Raw genomic sequence first — 16,908 nt, 5'->3', positions numbered from 1 at the left:
GAGACGTGACGACGTTGAGCGGGGGTGCGTCGTCTTTGCGTACATCCCGGTACGGCGCGTCTCGTCGGGCTCCTTCAAAGCTAGCAAACAGACAGCGAGAGGGGCTGGTGACGACGGTCACCAGCCCCTCTCACCGTTGAATCAGAGGCACAGCCGCGTTACAGGTACAGCCCCGTCGAGTCCTCCGACCCCTCGAACCGGTCGGCGGCCACGGCGTGCAGATCACGCTCGCGCATCAGCACGTACGCGACCCCGCGCACCTCGACCTCGGCACGGTCCTCCGGGTCGTACAGGACCCGGTCGCCGGGCTCCACGGTCCGTACGTTCTGCCCCACCGCGACGACCTCGGCCCAGGCCAGCCGACGGCCGACGGCCGCGGTGGCGGGGATCAGGATGCCGCCACCGGAACGCCGCTCGCCCTCGCTGGTGTCCTGCCGCACGAGTACCCGGTCGTGCAGCATCCGGATGGGCAGCTTGTCGTGGTGGGTGCTGTGCTCGTTTCTGTTGGCGCTCACGCCTTTGAACCTACCTGCCTTTGCCGCCTGCGTACGCCGCCGGGTCCGCCGCCGCTCAGCCCCTGCGACGCCGGGTGCCGAGGGCCAGCAGGCCGACGAGACCGACGGCGACGAGGGCGACGGGCACGATGCGCTCCAGCCGGGGCGCGCCCTCCTCGTCGGTGAACTTGGCCCGCACATCGCTCATGGCCCGGTTGACCTCGACGTAGGCCCGCCCGAGCGTGTGATCGATGTTCGAGACGACCTTGGCCTTGGCGTCGCCGACGATCGTCTTCGGGTGCACCCGCACCCCGATCTCGTCGAGCGTCTCTGCCAGCACAGCGCGGCGGGCCTTGATGTCCGCCTCGATCTGCGCGGGGGTTCTGGTGTCCGACGTGTCCGCCACCGTACGGCCTCCGAAGTGAAGCTGATGCTGTTTCCGGACAGTCTGTCAGTTCCACGCCGGACCGCACTGTCAGGCTCCCCGGTTACGCTGGTTCGATGAGCGAGCGACTCCAGCCGGGGGACGTGGCCCCCGCCTTCACCCTGCCCGATGCCGACGGCACCGAGGTGTCCCTGTCGGACCACAAGGGCCGCAAGGTCATCGTCTACTTCTACCCGGCCGCCCTGACCCCCGGCTGCACCAAGCAGGCCTGTGACTTCACGGACAACCTGGAGCTGCTGGCCGGCGCCGGCTACGACGTCATCGGGGTCTCCCCCGACAAGCCGGAGAAGCTCGCCAAGTTCCGCGAGCAGGAGTCCCTGAAGGTGACGCTGCTGGCCGACCCCGACAAGACGGTCACCGAGTCCTACGGCGCCTACGGCGAGAAGAAGAACTACGGCAAGACCTACATGGGCGTCATCCGCTCCACGATCGTCGTGGACGAGGAGGGCAAGGTCGAGCGGGCCCTGTACAACGTGCGGGCGACGGGACACGTGGCGAAGATCATCAAGGACTTGGGTATCTGAACGAAACCCAGAGGTCAGGAGCCAGGTCAGGCCGCCCGGACACTGGCCTGCGCTCCTCATTCCATACTCCCGGCGCCATCTCCTCCGCAACACGCCTCCAGAAAAGGGCCGCGCCCCTGTTGGCGTCCTGAAAGGCGATCTCCCAACGCCCCGGGTGCAGGGCGACGACTTCCCGAACGGCTTGCAGCCTGATTCCCGTACGCCGGACTCCGCGCACGACGAAAAAGCTGTTCAGCACTCGTGCGGGCCCGGTGAGACCCCGCACGAACGCAAACCCGGCAGCACTCTCGCCACTGCTGACCAGGTACGGCGCCCAGTCGGCAGAGCCACTGAAGGCAGCCTCCAGCCGCTCGCTGCGGAACGTCCCGTCCGGATTGGGCAGATGCCCGCCGAACTCCGACATGTCGTGCCTGAACATCAGCCAGAGCCGTTCGACGGCGGGGCGGTCGGCGGGAGCGGCTCGACGGACCGTGATGTCGCAGGGTGGCCTACGCCTGCTGGGCTGCGCTGAGTGAATGGTCATGAAAAAAGCCTCCCGGGGCGCTCGGTTGCCCGAGCCCGGAAGGCTTGCCTGGTGATCCACACCATATCAGCCCTGCCGTGACCGTCCGATAAACGGTTCGTTGATCCGTGCGAGCCATGAACATGTGGCCGAGGACGGAGGCGCGCCATGGGGGCCAGTGCGTACACGAAGGAGCGGTTGGAGGAGGCGGCTCGGGGGGCTCGGACGTTGTCGGAGGCCTGCGAGAGGCTGGGGGTGGATCCACAGAGTTCGACACGCCGATACCTCCGGGAGCGGATCAAGAAGCTTGGGGTGGACATCTCGCACTTCGAACAGGAGGGAGTGCGGTGGACCAGGGAGATTCTCCAGGCGGCGGTGTCGACCTCGACGAACATGTGCGAGGCACTGCGGCATCTCGGGCTGGAGGTGGTGGGGGGACATCACACTCACATCAGCCGCCGCATCAAGGAATTCGCCATCGACACCTCTCACTTCCAGGTGCCGACGCGGCGCGGCAAGCCCTGGCGCCCTCGAACGCCGGAGGGCTTGCTCGTCGAGCAGACGGTTGATGCCCGGCGCATCCCGAGCGATCGACTCAAATGGGCGATGACCATGGTGGGCGTCCCGGAGCGCTGTGCCCTGTGCGGTGCGGACGCGGTCTGGCGAGGTCATCCGCTTCCTCTGGAGGTCGACCACATCGACGGCAACTGGCGGGACAACCGGATCGGGAATCTGCGGTTCCTGTGCCCCAACTGCCACTCGACAACAGACAATTACCGGGGCCGGGGCAAGCGGAGCATCCGGGACGGCGCCCTGTGAGCAACGGTGTGCAGTACTCCCGCGAACGGCTGGCCGAAGCCGCCGCCCAGTGTTCCGACATCGACGAGGTAATCGCGTTCTTCGGCACCCGCCCGTACAGCAACCTCCGCGGCCATCTCTTCCGCCGCTTCGACCACTTCGCAATCGATGTCTCCCACATGCCGCGCCGGAGCCGCGCCAATGAGACGCCTCCCCAACCAGCCGATGATGAGCTGCGCCGCACAGTCGAAGGTACGGTCTCCGTCGCTGACGCGCTCCGCGCTCTGGGCATCGCCATCGCGCACTGTTCCGCACATGGGTCGCTGAAACCGGCGTCGACACGAACCACTTCCTGGGGCAGGCCCATCAGCGAGGGAAACCACCCACGAATCCGGTCAGGCGCGCGGAGGACATTTTAGTCCGACACGATGGCAAGCGCCGGACCAGAACCCACCTGCTACGTCGCGCCCTCGTTGAGGCAGGCGTGCCCGAGGAGTGCGCCGAGTGCGGTATCGGGCCCGAGTGGCTCAGCAAGCCCATGACGCTGGAGGTCGATCACATCAACGGCGAATGGAGCGACGACCGGCGGGAGAACCTGAGGTTGCTGTGCCCCAATTGCCACGCGATCACGAGCACGTGGTGCAGAGGCGGGAACCGAAGCCGCGCGCATTCCCGGTAACATGGGCAGGCACACGCGGCCGTTGCTGAATGGTATAAGCAGAGGTTTTAGGTGCCTCGGGGCATTTGCCCATGTGGGTTCGACTCCCATCGGCCGCACGAGCAGAGGGCCGTCCGTCAGGACGGCCCCTCCACGTCTCAGCCCAACAACTCCCGAACCACCGGCACCAGCGCCCGGAACGCCTTCCCCCGGTGGCTGATCGCGTTCTTCTCCTCGGCGCTCAGCTCGGCGCAGGTCCGGGTCTCGCCGTCCGGCTGGAGGATCGGGTCGTAGCCGAAGCCGTGCGTGCCGACCGGTGTCTGCCGCAGGACGCCCCGCAACTGCCCCTCGACGACCCGCTCCGTGCCGTCCGGCAGGGCGAGCGCCGCCGCGCAGGCGAAGTGGGCGCCGCGGTGGACGTCGTCGATGTCGCCCAGCTGGGCGAGGAGCAGCTCCAGGTTGGCCCTGTCGTCACCGTGCCGGCCGGCCCAGCGGGCCGAGAAGATGCCGGGGGCGCCGTTCAGGACGTCGACGCACAGCCCCGAGTCGTCGGCGACCGCCGGCAGCCCGGTGGCCTGTGCCAGGGCGTGGGCCTTCAGCAGGGCGTTCTCGACGAAGGTGACGCCGGTTTCCTTGACGTCGGGGATCTCCGGGTAGGTGTCCGCGCCGACGAGGTCATGAGGCAGATCTGCGTCGGCGAGGATCGCCCTGAGTTCGGTGATCTTTCCGGGGTTACGGGTGGCGAGGATGAGGCGGGTCATGGGGACCAGTATCCCGGGAGCGCCATGCTTGGTGACGCCCCGTCGGCCGCAGCCGCCCACCGGCAGAACCCGGCGGACGAGATGCACCGCCCAGCCGGCGCGGCGTTACGGCGTGCAGACCTTGGTCAGCTCACCCGCCGCGTCGGTGACCGGGCTGATGTCCGGGGTCTCGTCGCCGTTCTTCACGGAGTCGCGGACGTTGGTGACGGCCTCCTGGAGGTCGTCCACGGCCTTGTTGACGTCGGCGTTGTCCGTCTTGTCGCCGATCTTGTCGAGGTTCTTGTCGATGGAGGTCAGCGACTCCTCGAGCTGCGTCGGGTCGTTCGCGGCGCTCTCCACGGCCTGCTGGAGTTCCGTCACGCTGTCGGCGATGGCGTCGGCGGTGCTGACGCAGTCCAGCGCCTTGTTGACGGCATCGCAGCCGGTGGTCAGCCCGGTCGTCAGCCCGACTGCCGCAATGGCTGCGGCGGCTATGGCGATTCGGCTCCGGCGGCGTCGGCTCGTGGCCATGCTTGACGTTCCCTCCCTGCTCAGGCCTCGCAGGCCCCCGTTGTGCATTGGCCGGGCGCACAGCGGTGTGCCGTACGCCCGTACCCCTAGTGACGCCAGGAATGGCGGCACGGTTGCCCGAAGCCGCAACTGCTCTTGGTGCGCCCTTTACTTTTCGAGGACCGTATCAAGAGCCTTGCGCTGCAGGTCCGCCAGCTCGCCGCAGCCCGAAACCGCAAGGTCCAGCAGGGAGTTGAGCTCCTCCCGGGCGAAGGGCTCGGCCTCGGCGGTGCCCTGGACCTCGACGAAGCGGCCGTCGCCGGTGCAGACGACGTTCATGTCGGTGTCGGCCTTCACGTCCTCCTCGTAGCGAAGGTCGAGCAGCGGCACGCCGCCGACGATGCCGACCGAGACGGCGCTGACGGTGCCGGTGAGCGGCTTGCGGCCGGGCTTGATCAGCTTCTTGCCCTGGGCCCAGGAGATGGCGTCCGCGAGGGCGACGTAGGCGCCGGTGATGGCGGCGGTGCGGGTGCCGCCGTCGGCCTGGAGGACGTCGCAGTCGAGGACGATGGTGTTCTCGCCGAGCGCCTTGTAGTCGATGACCGCGCGCAGGGAGCGGCCGATGAGGCGGCTGATCTCGTGCGTACGGCCGCCGATCTTGCCCCGGACGGATTCGCGGTCGCCGCGGGTGTTGGTGGCGCGGGGCAGCATGGCGTACTCCGCGGTGACCCAGCCCTCGCCGCTGCCCTTGCGCCAGCGCGGGACGCCTTCGGTGAAGGAGGCGGTGCACAGGACCTTCGTGTCGCCGAAGGAGACGAGGACGGAGCCTTCCGCGTGCTTGCTCCAGGCGCGTTCGATGGTGACGGGGCGGAGCTGTCCGGGGGTGCGGCCGTCGATTCGAGGAAGTGAAGAGGTTGCTGCCATGGCGTTGAGCCTAGCCCCACATACGGAAGGGCCCCTCCCGTGGTGGGAAGGGGCCCTCAGGGGTGAAGCGGAGGGTCCGTCAGGGGCTGAAGCCCGGGACGATGCCCGCGCTTCACATCATGTCTTCGATCTCCGCCGCGATCGGGTCGGCGTCGGTGCCGATGACGACCTGGATGGCGGTTCCCATCTTCACGACACCGTGGGCGCCGGCGGCTTTCAGGGCGGTCTCGTTCACCAGCGAGGGGTCGCTGACCTCGGTGCGGAGCCGGGTGATGCAGCCCTCGATCTCCTCGATGTTGTCGATGCCGCCGAGCCCGGCGACGATCTTCTCAGCCTTGCTGGCCATGTTCCTTCTCCCTGATCCGAACCGCTTTGTCGCAGTAACCCACAGTTGGCCCATCTTTGCGAGCGGTCGTGCCGTACGTGCCGAAGGATGGCGTTCACGACAGCGGAACCGTCCGACAACTGGTCTACACCACCTTACCGAGGGGCGTCCATGAGTGCCGACAGCTCCGCCATCAGCCCCGCGCGCGCCCGCTGGCACAAAGCCTTCCAAGGTCTGCAGAAGATGGGCCGCAGTCTTCAGCTCCCGATCGCCGTCCTGCCCGCCGCAGGCATCCTCAACCGGCTCGGACAGCCGGACGTGTTCGGTGACGAGGGGCTGGGCTGGGACAACGTCTCGAAGGTGATGGACGGTGCGGGCAGCGCGCTGCTCGACGGTTCGCTCGGTCTGCCGCTGCTGTTCTGCGTGGGCGTGGCCATCGGCATGGCGAAGAAGGCCGACGGCTCGACGGCGCTGGCGGCGGTCGTGGGGTTCCTCGTCTACTACACCGTGCTGCGCGAGTTCCCGGAGGACTGCCCGGGCGGCTCGACGGCGGTCCCGAACGTCGGCTGCCAGGTGCAGGACGGGACGGTGACCGTCTTCGAGTACCAGAATCCCGGCGTCTTCGGCGGCATCGTCATCGGCCTGCTGGCCGCGTTCTTCTGGGCCCGCTATCACCGTACGAAGCTGGTGGACTGGCTCGGCTTCTTCAACGGGCGGCGTCTCGTCCCGATCATCATGGCGTTCGTGGCGATCGTGTTCGCGGTGCTGTGCCTGTGGGTCTGGCCGCCGATCGGTGACGCGCTGGAGAGCTTCAGCGACTGGATGAGCGACCTGGACGCATGGGGCGCGGGAGTGTTCGGCATCGCGAACCGCGCACTGCTGGTGGTGGGCCTGCACCAGTTCCTGAACGTGCCCATCTGGTTCCAGTTCGGCACCTACACCACACCCGACGGCGAGGTCGTGCACGGCGACATCAACATGTTCCTCGCGGGCGACCCGGACGCCGGCCAGTTCACCTCGGGCTTCTTCCCGATCATGATGTTCGCCCTGCCGGCCGCCGCCCTGGCCATGACCCACTGCGCCAAACCGAGCCGCCGCAAGGAGGTCGGCGGCCTGATGACCTCCGTGGCCCTGACGTCCTTCGTCACCGGTATCACGGAACCGATCGAGTACTCGTTCCTCTTCATCGCGCCCCTGCTGTACGCGGTGCACGCGCTGCTGACGGGTGTGTCGATGGCGGTGACCTGGGCGCTGGGGGTCCATGACGGGTTCAGCTTCTCGGCCGGGCTGATCGACTACATCATCAACTGGAACCTGGCCACGAGACCCTGGGCGATCATTCCCATCGGTCTGTGTTTCGCCGTCGTCTATTACGCGATCTTCCGGTTCGCGATCACGAAGTTCGATCTCAAGACGCCGGGTAGGGAGCCGGACGAGGAGGTCGAGGACGCGACGAAGGCGTAGCCGTTTCGTCACAGATATCGCGGGTTCCTTATCCGGCCTTCACCGTGCTACAACAGGTCTACACCACTAAGTGGTGTAGACCATGCGGCGTTTCCGCATGGCGATGAGACGCCGCCGTCCCCAGCCTTGTTCCCCGGGCGGCGCCATGCCCTCTGGAGGAACCTGTGACCACGGCCAGCGCCGCTCCCGCGGCCGACAAGAAGAAGGGCGCCGGCGCGATGGCTGTCCTGCAGCGCATCGGCCGCAGCCTGATGCTGCCGGTGGCTGTGCTGCCCGCCGCCGCGCTGTTGGTCCGCTTCGGCAACGCCGACATGCTCGGCGACCCGGAGTACCCCGCCTTCCTGACGAAGATCGCGGGCTTCATGACCGCCGGCGGCAACGCCATCCTCGACAACATGGCGCTGCTCTTCGCGGTGGGCATCGCGATCGGCTTCGCGAAGAAGTCGGACGGCTCGACCGCGCTCGCGGCGGTCGTCGGCTACCTGGTCTTCAAGAACGTGCTGGGCACGTTCACCGACGGCAGCCTGCCCAAGAAGGAAGCCATAGTCGACGGCAAGATCGTCATGGTCGAGCAGGCGGTGGACGCCAAGGTCCTCGGCGGCGTGGTCATGGGCATCGTCGTCGCCCTCCTCTACCAGCGCTTCTACCGCACCAAGCTGCCCGACTGGGCGGGCTTCTTCGGCGGCCGCCGGCTGGTCCCGATCCTGTCGGCCTTCGCGGGCCTGATCATCGGCATCGTCTTCGGCTACATCTGGCCCGTCCTCGGCACCGGTCTGCACAACTTCGGTGAGTGGCTGGTCGGTTCGGGCGCGGTCGGCGCCGGCATCTTCGGTGTCGCCAACCGTGCGCTGATCCCGATCGGCATGCACCACCTGCTGAACTCCTTCCCCTGGTTCCAGGCGGGCGAGTACGAGGGCAAGAGCGGCGACATCGCCCGCTTCCTGGCCGGTGACCCGACGGCCGGACAGTTCATGACCGGCTTCTTCCCGATCATGATGTTCGCCCTCCCGGCCGCCTGCCTGGCGATCGTGCACTGCGCCCGCCCCGAGCGCCGCAAGGTCGTCGGCGGCATGATGTTCTCCCTCGCGCTGACCTCGTTCGTCACCGGCGTGACCGAGCCCATCGAGTTCACCTTCATGTTCATCGCGCCGGTCCTGTACGCCATCCACGCGGTGCTGACCGGTGTCTCCCTGGCGCTGACCTGGGCACTCGGCATGAAGGACGGCTTCGGCTTCTCGGCCGGCGCGGTCGACTTCTTCCTGAACCTCGGCATCGCCACCAACCCGTGGGGCCTGGCCCTGGTGGGCCTGTGCTTCGCCGCGGTCTACTACGTGGTCTTCCGCTTCGCGATCATCAGGTTCAACCTGCCGACGCCGGGCCGCGAGTCCGACGAGGAGCTCGCCGAACTCCAGAAGGCCGAGGCGAAGTAGCCGTACGGCTCCCAAACGACGAAGGCCCCGGAACCGAGAAGGTTCCGGGGCCTTCGGGCACATACGGGCCTGAACCCCGTACGGGCCGGTGCTCGACCGGGCCAGGGCTGTCGCGCCCTAGATCTCGTACGCCTGCCTCGGCGCCGCGAGTTCCACCGGACCGTCGTAGACCTCACGCGCGTCGGCCAGGTTGACCTGGGGGTCGGTCCACGGCGGGATGTGGGTGAGGACCAGGCGGCGGGCGCCTGCGCGGGCCGCCGACTCACCGGCCTCGCGGCCGTTGAGGTGCAGGTCGGGGATGTTCTCCTTGCCGTGCGTGAAGGCGGCCTCGCACAGGAACAGGTCGGCGTCGCGGGCCAGTTCGTCCAGGGCCGCGCTGACGCCGGTGTCGCCGGAGTAGGTCAGGGTCCTTCCACCGTGTTCGATCCGGATGCCGTACGCCTCGACGGGATGGGCCACGCGTTCCGTGTGCACCGTGAACGGGCCGATCTCGAAGGTGGACGGCTTGACCGTGTGGAAGTCGAAGACCTCGCTCATGGACGAGGCGGTGGGGGTGTCGGCGTAGGCGGTGGTCAGGCGATGCTCCGTGCCCTCGGGTCCGTAGACCGGGAGCGGGGCGCAGCGGCCGCCGTCGTGCCGGTAGTAGCGCGCCACGAAGTACGCGCACATGTCGATGCAGTGGTCGGCGTGCAGATGGCTGAGGAAGATCGCGTCGAGGTCGTAGAGACCGCAGTGGCGCTGCAGCTCGCCCAGGGCGCCGTTGCCCATGTCGAGAAGCAGCCGGAAGCCGTCGGCCTCGACGAGGTAGCTCGAGCAGGCCGATTCCGCGGACGGGAACGACCCCGAGCAGCCGACGACGGTGAGCTTCATGAAACAGAAACCTCCGCTGGCGGAAAATGAGAAGATCGAGAAGTTTGGGCGTCGGGGGTCGTGCGGTTTGTCGAGCGTAAGGCGCAAAACCTTTGGTCGCTCCTCCGCCAAGGGCTGTTGTGGGCGAACTCACCTGTGGTGTCACGCGTTCGGCTGGATGCGGGGCGTATGAGGCGGGAGTGACGGCGCGCGGGGTGGGCGCGCGCCGGTACCTTCGTGCGTATGGACACGTCCTGGTGGCTCGCCCTCGCGGCGGTGGTACTGCTCGCGCTCGTCGCCACGCTCGTGGACGGGTGGGGGCGCAGACGGCGGCCCGAGGGGCGGCGTACCCGGCCGCCGGGACGGCCCGGAGGACGTACGCGCGGGCGCACCACCGCTCGTCCCGAGCCCGCGGAGATCTGGTGGGCGAACGTGCCCTACGAGGACGGGCCGGGCGCCAAGGACCGGCCCTGTCTGGTGCTCGCGGTGCGCGGGAAGCGGGTCACGGTCGCGAAGATCACCAGCAAGTACCGCGACGAGCGGTACGGCGTCATTCCGCTGCCGCCGGGCTCGGTCGGGGACGCACGTGGGCGGACGAGCTTCCTGGAGACGGGTGAGCTGCGGGACGTTCCGGTGTCGGACTTCCGGCGGCGGGTGGGGGTGATGGACCCGGTCGTCTGGGACCAGGTCCGTCACCTCGCCTAGGGCGCCGTCACTCGCCCCGTCAGGGCCTCGCGGACCCCGAGCCGGCCGGTCGTGCCGACCGGCTCACGCCCAGAGCTGACCCTGGAGCGTCTCGATGGCCTCTTCGGTCGTCGTCGCGGTGTAGACGCCGGTCGAGAGGTACTTCCAGCCGCCGTCGGCGACGACGAACACGATGTCCGCGCTCTCGCCCGCCTTCAGCGCCTTGTTGCCCACGCCGATCGCCGCGTGCAGGGCGGCACCGGTGGAGACGCCGGCGAAGATGCCCTCCTGCTGGAGCAGCTCGCGGGTGCGGGTGACCGCGTCGGCCGAGCCGACCGAGAAGCGGGTGGTCAGGACGGAGGCGTCGTACAGCTCGGGTACGAAGCCCTCGTCGAGGTTGCGCAGGCCGTAGACCAGGTCGTCGTAGCGGGGTTCCGCGGCGACGATCTTCACGCCCGGCTTGTGCTCGCGCAGATAGCGGCCGACGCCCATCAGGGTGCCCGTGGTGCCGAGGCCGGCGACGAAGTGGGTGACCGAGGGGAGGTCGGCGAGGATCTCCGGGCCGGTCGTGGCGTAGTGGGCGCCCGCGTTGTCCGGGTTGCCGTACTGGTAGAGCATCACCCAGTCGGGGTGCTCGGCGGACAGTTCCTTGGCGACCCGTACGGCGGTGTTGGAGCCGCCCGCGGCGGGGCTGGAGATGATCTCCGCGCCCCACATGGCGAGCAGGTCCCGGCGCTCCTGCGAGGTGTTCTCCGGCATCACGCACACGATCCGGTAGCCCTTGAGCTTCGCCGCCATCGCCAGGGAGATGCCGGTGTTGCCGCTGGTCGGCTCCAGGATCGTGCAGCCCGGGGTGAGGCGGCCGTCCTTCTCCGCCTGCTCGATCATGTGCAGGGCCGGGCGGTCCTTGACCGAGCCGGTGGGGTTGCGGTCCTCCAGCTTGGCCCAGATGCGGACGTCCTCGGACGGCGACAACCGCGGCAGGCGCACCAGAGGGGTGTTGCCCACCGCGGCGAGCGGGGAGTCGTAGCGCATGTGGATCAGGCCATACCGCCGGCCACGGCCGGCAGGATCGTGACGTTGTCGCCGTCGGCGAGCTTGGTGTTGATGCCGTCGAGGAAGCGGACGTCCTCGTCGTTCAGGTAGACGTTGACGAAGCGGCGCAGCTGGCCGTCGTCCACGATGCGGGCGTGGATCCCCGCGTGCCGGCTCTCGAGGTCGGTGAACAGGTCGGCGAGGGTGCCACCGCTGCCCTCCACCGCCTTCTGACCGTCGGTGTACTGGCGGAGGATGGTCGGGATGCGGACCTCGATGGCCATGGCTCAGGGCTCCTGTCGGGAGTAGTCAGTCGGGGGCGCGCGGCAGCGCAAGTACAGCGGGGGTGGTGCGTGTGAGGCGCCGCGGCTCACGGCCGTACGGCGGCAGGGGCAGCGTCAACAGATGGCGCTGGCGAGCCTGCACAGGTCGACGTGCAGCCGCGCCACGAGCAGCATGCCCGGCGTCTTCTCGCTCACGTCGTGGAAAACCATGGGGTCATCGTATCGATTCCCGGTCCGGCTTTTGGAATGTGATCCCACATCGCGGACGCTTTACGGCCGCGGAGTGAGACGGGGCTGTTCAGACCGGCCCGGTCCACCGACCCGGGCCGCCGGTCAGTACGCCTCGACGACCTTGACCTCCTCCTCCGCCACCTCGCCGTCGACGATCCGGTAGGAGCGGAACTGGAAGTCGCCGAGGCCGTCGGTGTCCGCCGTGGAGACCAGGACGTAGTGCGCGCCGGGCTCGTTGGCGTAGGAGATGTCGGTGCGCGAGGGGTAGGCCTCGGTGGCGGTGTGGGAGTGGTAGATGACCACCGGCTCCTCGTCGCGGTCGTCCATCTCGCGGTAGAGCTTGAGCAGGTCGCCCGAGTCGAACTCGTAGAAGGTGGGCGACATCGCCGCGTTCAGCATCGGGATGAAGCGCTCGGGGCGGTCCGAGCCGGCCGGGCCCGCGACGACGCCGCACGCCTCGTCGGGGTGGTCCTTGCGCGCGTGGGCGACGATCTGGTCGACGAGGGCCTGGGTGATGGTCAGCATGCTCGTCAGGATAAGCAGAGGGCCGCCCCGTACCGAAGAGTGGTACGGGGCGGCCCATATACCGGACGCCCTGAGCGGCAGCCGTCGGGAGCGCCACGAGTGCTCCCGACGGCGGGACGTCCTGGACAAGCAGCTCGGCAACGCTCCTGAAGGGGCGCGGGGAACTGCGCGACCAGCCACAACGGCGCCGCAGACACCGGACGGCCTGATGCGGCCATCCCCTCGCGGCCCCGTCGGCGAGGCGCCTAGCCGACCTTCTCGAGCTCGGGCTCGTCACCGCGGCGAGCGGTGAGCTGCGGGTTGCGCTTCTTGAGGATCGACCAGCCGACACCCAGGGCGACGGCCCAGCCTGCCGCGACGTACAGGCAGATCCGCGCGTCCTTGTCGTACGCGATCATGAAGGTCACGCCGATGAGGAAGAGGAGCGCGACCCAGCTGAACAGCGCCCCGCCGGGAGCGGGGAAGGACGAGGCGCGCAGCCGGCCCGCGTCGACCGCGGCGCGGTAGCGGATGTGGCTGACGAGGATCATCATCCAGGTCCAGATGCCTGCCGCGGTGGCCACGGAGGTGACGTAGAGGAACGCCTTCTCCGGGACGACGTAGTTCAGGACCACGCCGATGCCCATGAGCGCCACGGAGACCGCGATGCCGACGGCGGGCGTCTTGCGGGCGTTGAGCTTGCCGAAGGCCTGCGGGGCCTCGCTGTTGGACGCGAGGTCGCGCAGCATCCGGCCGGTCGAGTACATGCCGGAGTTGCAGGACGACAGGGCCGCGGTGAGCACCACGAAGTTGACGATGCCCGCGGCGAGCGGGATGCCGATCTTGCCGAACGCGTGGACGAACGGGCTCTCACCCGCGGAGAACTCGGTCCACTTGACGACGGAGAGGATCACCAGCAGCGCGCCGACGTAGAAGACGATGATGCGCCAGGGCAGCGTGTTGATGGCCTTGGGCAGGGTCTTCTCGGGGTTCTCGGACTCGCCCGCGGTGACGCCGACGAGCTCGACGGCGAGGTAGGCGAACATGACGCCCTGGAGCGTCATCAGGCTGGAGCCGATGCCGTTCGGGAAGAAGCCGCCGTGCGACCAGAGGTTGGAGACGGTGGCGGTGTCACCGGCGTCAGAGAAGCCGAGGGTGAGCACGCCGAGGCCGATGACGATCATGCCGATGATGGCCGTGACCTTGATCATCGAGAACCAGAACTCGACCTCGCCGAAGATCTTGACGGAGATCAGGTTGACGCCGAAGAGCACCACCAGGAACACCAGGGCGCTGACCCATTGCGGGATCTCGGGGAACCAGAAGTGGATGTAGATCGCGGCGGCCGTGAGCTCGGCCATGCCGGTGACCACCCACATGAGCCAGTACGTCCAGCCCGTGACGAACCCGAAGAAGGGGCCGAGGAATTCGCGGGCGTACTCGGCGAAGGAGCCGGAGACGGGGCGGTACAGGAGCAGCTCGCCCAGGGCCCGCATGATGAAGAAGATGACGACGCCCGCGAGGGCGTACATGAGGATGATGCTGGGGCCGGCCTTGGCGATGTTCGCCCCGGCGCCCATGAAGAGGCCGACGCCGATGGCGCCGCCGATCGCGATCATCTGGACCTGACGGCTGCCGAGACCCCGCTCGTACCCCTCTTCCGGGGTACCCGTGGCCTTCTCGTCAGTGACCTTCGCAGAGGTCATGTGTGGTGCGCCTTTCTCCATGCCGACCCGGACCTTCGTCGGCCCCGGATCGGGTCTCGATCCCCCCGGATTGCTGGAGCTGTGCCCGGCCGACGATCCGTCGACCATGTGGCGCACCCGGCCGAACATTCGGGTGGTGCTCGCCGGGCGTCGTGAAGATTTATCACGGCCGTCACATTGATCGACTCAGGGAAGTGTGGCGCACCACACAAGAAGAACCGGACAAAAGGAAAGCCGTCCCCCAATGTGGGTGACGGCATTGACTTGATCGTTATCCGGATTTGAGCGTCCGCTGAGCGAACACAGAATGGTCACATGTCGCCACGAAAGCGTTGCAACCTACGGCATCAACGTGGCGACCAGCGTCTCCTGGAGACCGCCCAGCCACAGATACGCCATCACCATCGGCTTGCGCGGGTCCTCGTCCGGGAGCCGGTAGAGCAGGTCGGTGTCGTCCTCGTCGGCGATGTCCAGACGGGAGCCGATGGCCAGGCGCAGGTCGTTGAGGGCGCCGAGCCACTGCTGGGACTCCGCGAGGGAGAGCTTGAGCACCGCACCCCCCTCACCGGCGGAGGCGGTGCTGAGCCCGTCCAGGGAGCGGACCACCATGAGCGCGTTGTCGCGCTTGCCGGCGCGCAGGTCGTTCTCGGTGTAGCGGCGGAACTCCGCGGAGTACGCCCGCTGCTCCTCGGCCTCCTTGGCCTGCGGGGTGCCCTCGGGGTCGCCGTAGGCGTCCGGGAAGAGGCGCTTGAGGACCGGGTCGGCGGGCGGTTCGCTCGGCCCGTCACTGAACAGCTCGGCGAGCGGGTCGTCGGGGGCGTCCTCGGCGGGACCGGGGCCGATGAGCTCCAGGAGCTGGACGGCCAGCGACCGGATGATGGAGATCTCGACGTCGTCGAGGGCGACGGCCGCACCGCCGCCGGGGAGCGGTTCGAAGGTTCCTGGCATGGAGGGGATTCGCTACTTCCGGTCCTGTCGGTGGTGCCGGGGCTGCGGGCGGGCGGTCATTTGCGGTCCTGCTGGAGGGTGGCCCACAGACCGTAGCCGTGCATGGCCTGCACATCGCGCTCCATCTCCTCGCGACTGCCGCTGGAGACGACCGCCCGGCCCTTGTGGTGGACGTCGAGCATGAGTTTGGTGGCCTTGTCCTTGGTGTAGCCGAAGTACGACTGGAAGACGTAGGTCACATAGCTCATCAGGTTGACCGGGTCGTTGTGGACGATGGTGACCCAGGGGACGTCCGGCTCGGGGACGGCGAAAACCTCCTCCGCCGACTCGGTGCGTTCGATCTCTAGGGGAGCGGGTGACGTCACAGTGCCCATGCTGCCACCGCAGGGGGGTGGTCGCACAAACGGGCTGCGCAGGCGCGCCCGTTGTGACGCCCCACCCCACAAATCGTCAAACTGACGAGATGGGGGTAGCATCCCTCTCCATGAACACAGCGGACCTTGGGCTGCCGGTGGATGTTCCCTCGACGGCGCTCTTCACGGATCAGTACGAATTCACGATGCTGCAGGCCGCCATGAAGGCGGGCACCGCCGAGCGGCGGAGCGTGTTCGAGGTCTTCACGCGGCGGCTGCCCGAGGGGCGGCGCTACGGCGTCGTGGCCGGCACCGGCCGGGTGCTGGACGCCGTCGAGAACTTCCGCTTCGACCCGGACGTCCTCGCCTTCCTGCGCGAGCGGAAGATCGTCGACGAGGAGACCCTGCACTGGCTCGCGGACTACCGCTTCTCCGGCGACATCTGGGGCTACCCCGAGGGCGAGGTCTACTTCCCCGGCTCGCCGATCATGCGGGTGGAGGGCACCTTCGCCGAGTGCGTGCTGCTGGAGACGGTGATCCTCTCCATCCTCAACCACGACTCCGCGATCGCCGCGGCCGCCTCCAGGATGTCGTCGGCCGCCGGTGAGCGCCCGATCATCGAGATGGGCGCCCGGCGCACCCACGAGCTTGCCGCGGTGGCCGCGTCACGTGCCGCGTACCTCGGCGGCTTCACCTCCACCTCCGACCTCGCCGCGGGCTTTCGCTACGGCATCCCCACCGTCGGCACCAGCGCCCACGCCTTCACGCTGCTGCACGACCGGGAGCGGGACGCCTTCCAGGCCCAGGTGAAGTCCATGGGCCGGGGCACCACGCTGCTCGTGGACACCTACGACGTCGCCGAGGCCGTCCGTACGGCCGTGGAGGTCGCCGGGCCCGAGCTGGGCGCCGTCCGGATCGACTCGGGCGACCTGCTGCTGGTCGCGCACCGGGTCCGGCAGCAGCTGGACGAGCTGGGCGCGACGGCCACCAGGATCATCGTGACCTCCGACCTGGACGAGTACGCCATCGCCTCGCTGGCCGCGGCACCGGTGGACGCGTACGGCGTCGGCACCCAGCTGGTGACCGGGTCCGGGCATCCGACCTGCTCGATGGTCTACAAGCTGGTCGCCCGCGCCGAGTCCGCCGAGCCCACGGCACCGCTGGTGCCGGTCGCGAAGAAGTCGACCGGCGGCAAGACCTCCATCGGCGGCCGCAAGTGGGCGGCCCGGCGCCTCGACGAGTACGGCGTCGCCGAGGCCGAGGTCGTCGGCACCGGGCCGGTGCCGGACGCTCTCGCCGACCGGCAGCTGCTGGTCGAGCTGGTCAAGGGCGGTGACGTGGTGGCCCGCGAGTCGCTGGATGTCGTACGGGACCGGCACACCGCCGCTCGCGCGAACCTGCCGCTGTCCGCGACCCAGCTGTCGCGCGGGGAACCTGTCATCCCGACGGAATATGTCAACGGGCGCTCGGGGAGCCTGACGGGGTCGTGAAGTGAGCGCG

General features: G+C 68.4%; 21 protein-coding genes, 1 tRNA gene, 1 pseudogene and 1 riboswitch. Of the genes and pseudogenes, 8 read left to right on the top strand and 15 right to left on the bottom strand.

Going from position 1 to position 16,908, the window contains the following annotated elements:
* Positions 1-23: 23 nt before the first annotated feature.
* Positions 24-85: riboswitch (guanidine-III (ykkC-III) riboswitch) on the bottom strand.
* A 73-nt stretch (positions 86-158) separates the two neighbouring features.
* Together ACWGDB_RS12425 and ACWGDB_RS12420 are read right to left on the bottom strand one after the other, a co-directional pair.
* On the bottom strand, positions 159-515 hold the full coding sequence (locus ACWGDB_RS12425) for a GroES family chaperonin (protein ID WP_383630918.1): 357 nt from the start codon (positions 513-515) through the stop codon (positions 159-161).
* Between the two features lie 55 nt (positions 516-570).
* A complete protein-coding gene (locus tag ACWGDB_RS12420) occupies positions 571-900 on the bottom strand; it encodes a DUF3618 domain-containing protein (RefSeq protein WP_328427386.1) in 330 nt (109 codons plus the stop codon).
* Between the two features lie 95 nt (positions 901-995).
* On the opposite strand from ACWGDB_RS12420, the gene bcp reads away from it, so the two are divergent.
* Entirely contained in the window at positions 996-1,463 is a 468-nt protein-coding gene (gene bcp, locus ACWGDB_RS12415; RefSeq protein ID WP_453822373.1) for a thioredoxin-dependent thiol peroxidase, read from the top strand.
* Here the strand turns inward: bcp and ACWGDB_RS12410 are convergent.
* Positions 1,444-1,986 carry a GNAT family N-acetyltransferase gene (locus ACWGDB_RS12410; protein ID WP_453822372.1) on the bottom strand — a complete coding sequence of 181 codons (543 nt, stop codon included), beginning with the start codon at positions 1,984-1,986 and terminating at the stop codon, positions 1,444-1,446. The two genes, bcp and ACWGDB_RS12410, sit on opposite strands and share 20 nt — an antisense overlap.
* 147 nt (positions 1,987-2,133) lie before the next feature.
* On the opposite strand from ACWGDB_RS12410, the gene ACWGDB_RS12405 reads away from it, so the two are divergent.
* The 3 genes and pseudogenes from ACWGDB_RS12405 to ACWGDB_RS12395 all read left to right on the top strand — a co-directional run bounded on the left by ACWGDB_RS12405 (position 2,134) and on the right by ACWGDB_RS12395 (position 3,540).
* A complete protein-coding gene (locus tag ACWGDB_RS12405) occupies positions 2,134-2,784 on the top strand; it encodes an HNH endonuclease signature motif containing protein (protein ID WP_453822371.1) in 651 nt (216 codons plus the stop codon).
* A pseudogene (locus tag ACWGDB_RS12400) lies at positions 2,781-3,442 on the top strand (HNH endonuclease). Before ACWGDB_RS12405 ends, ACWGDB_RS12400 begins: the two are co-directional and overlap by 4 nt.
* A 15-nt stretch (positions 3,443-3,457) precedes the next feature.
* A tRNA-Leu gene (locus ACWGDB_RS12395) sits at positions 3,458-3,540 on the top strand.
* 39 nt (positions 3,541-3,579) lie between these two features.
* Here ACWGDB_RS12395 and rdgB read toward each other — a convergent pair.
* The 4 genes from rdgB to ACWGDB_RS12375 form a co-directional block, all read right to left on the bottom strand.
* Complete coding sequence (gene rdgB, locus ACWGDB_RS12390; protein ID WP_453822370.1) at positions 3,580-4,182, bottom strand: RdgB/HAM1 family non-canonical purine NTP pyrophosphatase; 603 nt, start codon at positions 4,180-4,182, stop codon at positions 3,580-3,582.
* Positions 4,183-4,287: 105 nt separating this feature from the next.
* Positions 4,288-4,692 (bottom strand): hypothetical protein, encoded by a 405-nt coding sequence (locus ACWGDB_RS12385; RefSeq protein WP_453822369.1) that lies wholly within the window; start codon positions 4,690-4,692, stop codon positions 4,288-4,290.
* A 147-nt stretch (positions 4,693-4,839) separates the two neighbouring features.
* Positions 4,840-5,595: a ribonuclease PH gene (gene rph, locus ACWGDB_RS12380; RefSeq protein ID WP_453822368.1), complete on the bottom strand. Its 756-nt coding sequence runs from the start codon at positions 5,593-5,595 to the stop codon at positions 4,840-4,842.
* A gap of 112 nt (positions 5,596-5,707) precedes the next feature.
* Entirely contained in the window at positions 5,708-5,941 is a 234-nt protein-coding gene (locus ACWGDB_RS12375) for a PTS glucose/sucrose transporter subunit IIB (RefSeq protein ID WP_328427381.1), read from the bottom strand.
* Between the two features lie 150 nt (positions 5,942-6,091).
* On the opposite strand from ACWGDB_RS12375, the gene ACWGDB_RS12370 reads away from it, so the two are divergent.
* Positions 6,092-7,384 (top strand): PTS transporter subunit EIIC, encoded by a 1,293-nt coding sequence (locus ACWGDB_RS12370; RefSeq protein ID WP_453822367.1) that lies wholly within the window; start codon positions 6,092-6,094, stop codon positions 7,382-7,384.
* 164 nt (positions 7,385-7,548) lie between these two features.
* Positions 7,549-8,814, top strand: a complete 1,266-nt coding sequence (locus ACWGDB_RS12365) for a PTS transporter subunit EIIC (protein WP_453822366.1) — start codon at positions 7,549-7,551, stop codon at positions 8,812-8,814.
* Between the two features lie 117 nt (positions 8,815-8,931).
* Here the strand turns inward: ACWGDB_RS12365 and ACWGDB_RS12360 are convergent, their stop codons facing one another.
* On the bottom strand, positions 8,932-9,684 hold the full coding sequence (locus tag ACWGDB_RS12360) for an MBL fold metallo-hydrolase (RefSeq protein ID WP_453822365.1): 753 nt from the start codon (positions 9,682-9,684) through the stop codon (positions 8,932-8,934).
* A gap of 222 nt (positions 9,685-9,906) precedes the next feature.
* Between ACWGDB_RS12360 and ACWGDB_RS12355 the strand changes: the two genes are divergently transcribed.
* Positions 9,907-10,368 (top strand): type II toxin-antitoxin system PemK/MazF family toxin, encoded by a 462-nt coding sequence (locus ACWGDB_RS12355; protein WP_453822364.1) that lies wholly within the window; start codon positions 9,907-9,909, stop codon positions 10,366-10,368.
* Between the two features lie 63 nt (positions 10,369-10,431).
* On the opposite strand, the gene ACWGDB_RS12350 is transcribed toward ACWGDB_RS12355, so the two are convergent.
* From ACWGDB_RS12350 to clpS, 7 genes are all read right to left on the bottom strand, one after another.
* Positions 10,432-11,382, bottom strand: a complete 951-nt coding sequence (locus ACWGDB_RS12350) for a PLP-dependent cysteine synthase family protein (protein WP_383632846.1) — start codon at positions 11,380-11,382, stop codon at positions 10,432-10,434.
* Between the two features lie 5 nt (positions 11,383-11,387).
* Positions 11,388-11,666 (bottom strand): MoaD/ThiS family protein, encoded by a 279-nt coding sequence (locus ACWGDB_RS12345; RefSeq protein ID WP_383608780.1) that lies wholly within the window; start codon positions 11,664-11,666, stop codon positions 11,388-11,390.
* Between the two features lie 114 nt (positions 11,667-11,780).
* Complete coding sequence (locus ACWGDB_RS12340; RefSeq protein WP_316959376.1) at positions 11,781-11,876, bottom strand: putative leader peptide; 96 nt, start codon at positions 11,874-11,876, stop codon at positions 11,781-11,783.
* Between the two features lie 123 nt (positions 11,877-11,999).
* Entirely contained in the window at positions 12,000-12,422 is a 423-nt protein-coding gene (locus ACWGDB_RS12335; RefSeq protein ID WP_453822363.1) for a Mov34/MPN/PAD-1 family protein, read from the bottom strand.
* A gap of 245 nt (positions 12,423-12,667) precedes the next feature.
* On the bottom strand, positions 12,668-14,107 hold the full coding sequence (locus tag ACWGDB_RS12330) for an amino acid permease (protein ID WP_453822362.1): 1,440 nt from the start codon (positions 14,105-14,107) through the stop codon (positions 12,668-12,670).
* A 339-nt stretch (positions 14,108-14,446) separates the two neighbouring features.
* Entirely contained in the window at positions 14,447-15,055 is a 609-nt protein-coding gene (locus ACWGDB_RS12325; protein ID WP_453822361.1) for a DUF2017 domain-containing protein, read from the bottom strand.
* Positions 15,056-15,111: 56 nt separating this feature from the next.
* Positions 15,112-15,429 (bottom strand): ATP-dependent Clp protease adapter ClpS, encoded by a 318-nt coding sequence (clpS, locus tag ACWGDB_RS12320; RefSeq protein ID WP_328427371.1) that lies wholly within the window; start codon positions 15,427-15,429, stop codon positions 15,112-15,114.
* A 110-nt stretch (positions 15,430-15,539) separates the two neighbouring features.
* Here clpS and ACWGDB_RS12315 point away from each other — a divergent pair, with 110 nt between their 5' ends.
* Positions 15,540-16,898 (top strand): nicotinate phosphoribosyltransferase, encoded by a 1,359-nt coding sequence (locus ACWGDB_RS12315; RefSeq protein ID WP_453822360.1) that lies wholly within the window; start codon positions 15,540-15,542, stop codon positions 16,896-16,898.
* Positions 16,899-16,908 lie beyond the last annotated feature (10 nt).

Source organism: Streptomyces sp. NPDC055013, assembly GCF_053608645.1.
This window is presented reverse-complemented; position numbering and strand designations above follow the sequence as displayed.

Excerpts from the sequence above, each read along its gene's own strand:
- bcp (WP_453822373.1), top strand. The coding sequence starts at position 996 with ATGAGCGAGCGACTCCAGCCGGGGGACGTGGCCCCCGCCTTCACCCTG.
- ACWGDB_RS12410 (WP_453822372.1), bottom strand. The coding sequence starts at position 1,986 with ATGACCATTCACTCAGCGCAGCCCAGCAGGCGTAGGCCACCCTGCGAC.
- ACWGDB_RS12405 (WP_453822371.1), top strand. The coding sequence starts at position 2,134 with ATGGGGGCCAGTGCGTACACGAAGGAGCGGTTGGAGGAGGCGGCTCGG.
- rdgB (WP_453822370.1), bottom strand. The coding sequence starts at position 4,182 with ATGACCCGCCTCATCCTCGCCACCCGTAACCCCGGAAAGATCACCGAA.
- ACWGDB_RS12385 (WP_453822369.1), bottom strand. The coding sequence starts at position 4,692 with ATGGCCACGAGCCGACGCCGCCGGAGCCGAATCGCCATAGCCGCCGCA.
- rph (WP_453822368.1), bottom strand. The coding sequence starts at position 5,595 with ATGGCAGCAACCTCTTCACTTCCTCGAATCGACGGCCGCACCCCCGGA.
- ACWGDB_RS12375 (WP_328427381.1), bottom strand. The coding sequence starts at position 5,941 with ATGGCCAGCAAGGCTGAGAAGATCGTCGCCGGGCTCGGCGGCATCGAC.
- ACWGDB_RS12370 (WP_453822367.1), top strand. The coding sequence starts at position 6,092 with ATGAGTGCCGACAGCTCCGCCATCAGCCCCGCGCGCGCCCGCTGGCAC.
- ACWGDB_RS12360 (WP_453822365.1), bottom strand. The coding sequence starts at position 9,684 with ATGAAGCTCACCGTCGTCGGCTGCTCGGGGTCGTTCCCGTCCGCGGAA.
- ACWGDB_RS12355 (WP_453822364.1), top strand. The coding sequence starts at position 9,907 with ATGGACACGTCCTGGTGGCTCGCCCTCGCGGCGGTGGTACTGCTCGCG.
- ACWGDB_RS12350 (WP_383632846.1), bottom strand. The coding sequence starts at position 11,382 with ATGCGCTACGACTCCCCGCTCGCCGCGGTGGGCAACACCCCTCTGGTG.
- ACWGDB_RS12345 (WP_383608780.1), bottom strand. The coding sequence starts at position 11,666 with ATGGCCATCGAGGTCCGCATCCCGACCATCCTCCGCCAGTACACCGAC.
- ACWGDB_RS12340 (WP_316959376.1), bottom strand. The coding sequence starts at position 11,876 with ATGGTTTTCCACGACGTGAGCGAGAAGACGCCGGGCATGCTGCTCGTG.
- ACWGDB_RS12335 (WP_453822363.1), bottom strand. The coding sequence starts at position 12,422 with ATGCTGACCATCACCCAGGCCCTCGTCGACCAGATCGTCGCCCACGCG.
- ACWGDB_RS12330 (WP_453822362.1), bottom strand. The coding sequence starts at position 14,107 with ATGACCTCTGCGAAGGTCACTGACGAGAAGGCCACGGGTACCCCGGAA.
- ACWGDB_RS12325 (WP_453822361.1), bottom strand. The coding sequence starts at position 15,055 with ATGCCAGGAACCTTCGAACCGCTCCCCGGCGGCGGTGCGGCCGTCGCC.
- clpS (WP_328427371.1), bottom strand. The coding sequence starts at position 15,429 with ATGGGCACTGTGACGTCACCCGCTCCCCTAGAGATCGAACGCACCGAG.
- ACWGDB_RS12315 (WP_453822360.1), top strand. The coding sequence starts at position 15,540 with ATGAACACAGCGGACCTTGGGCTGCCGGTGGATGTTCCCTCGACGGCG.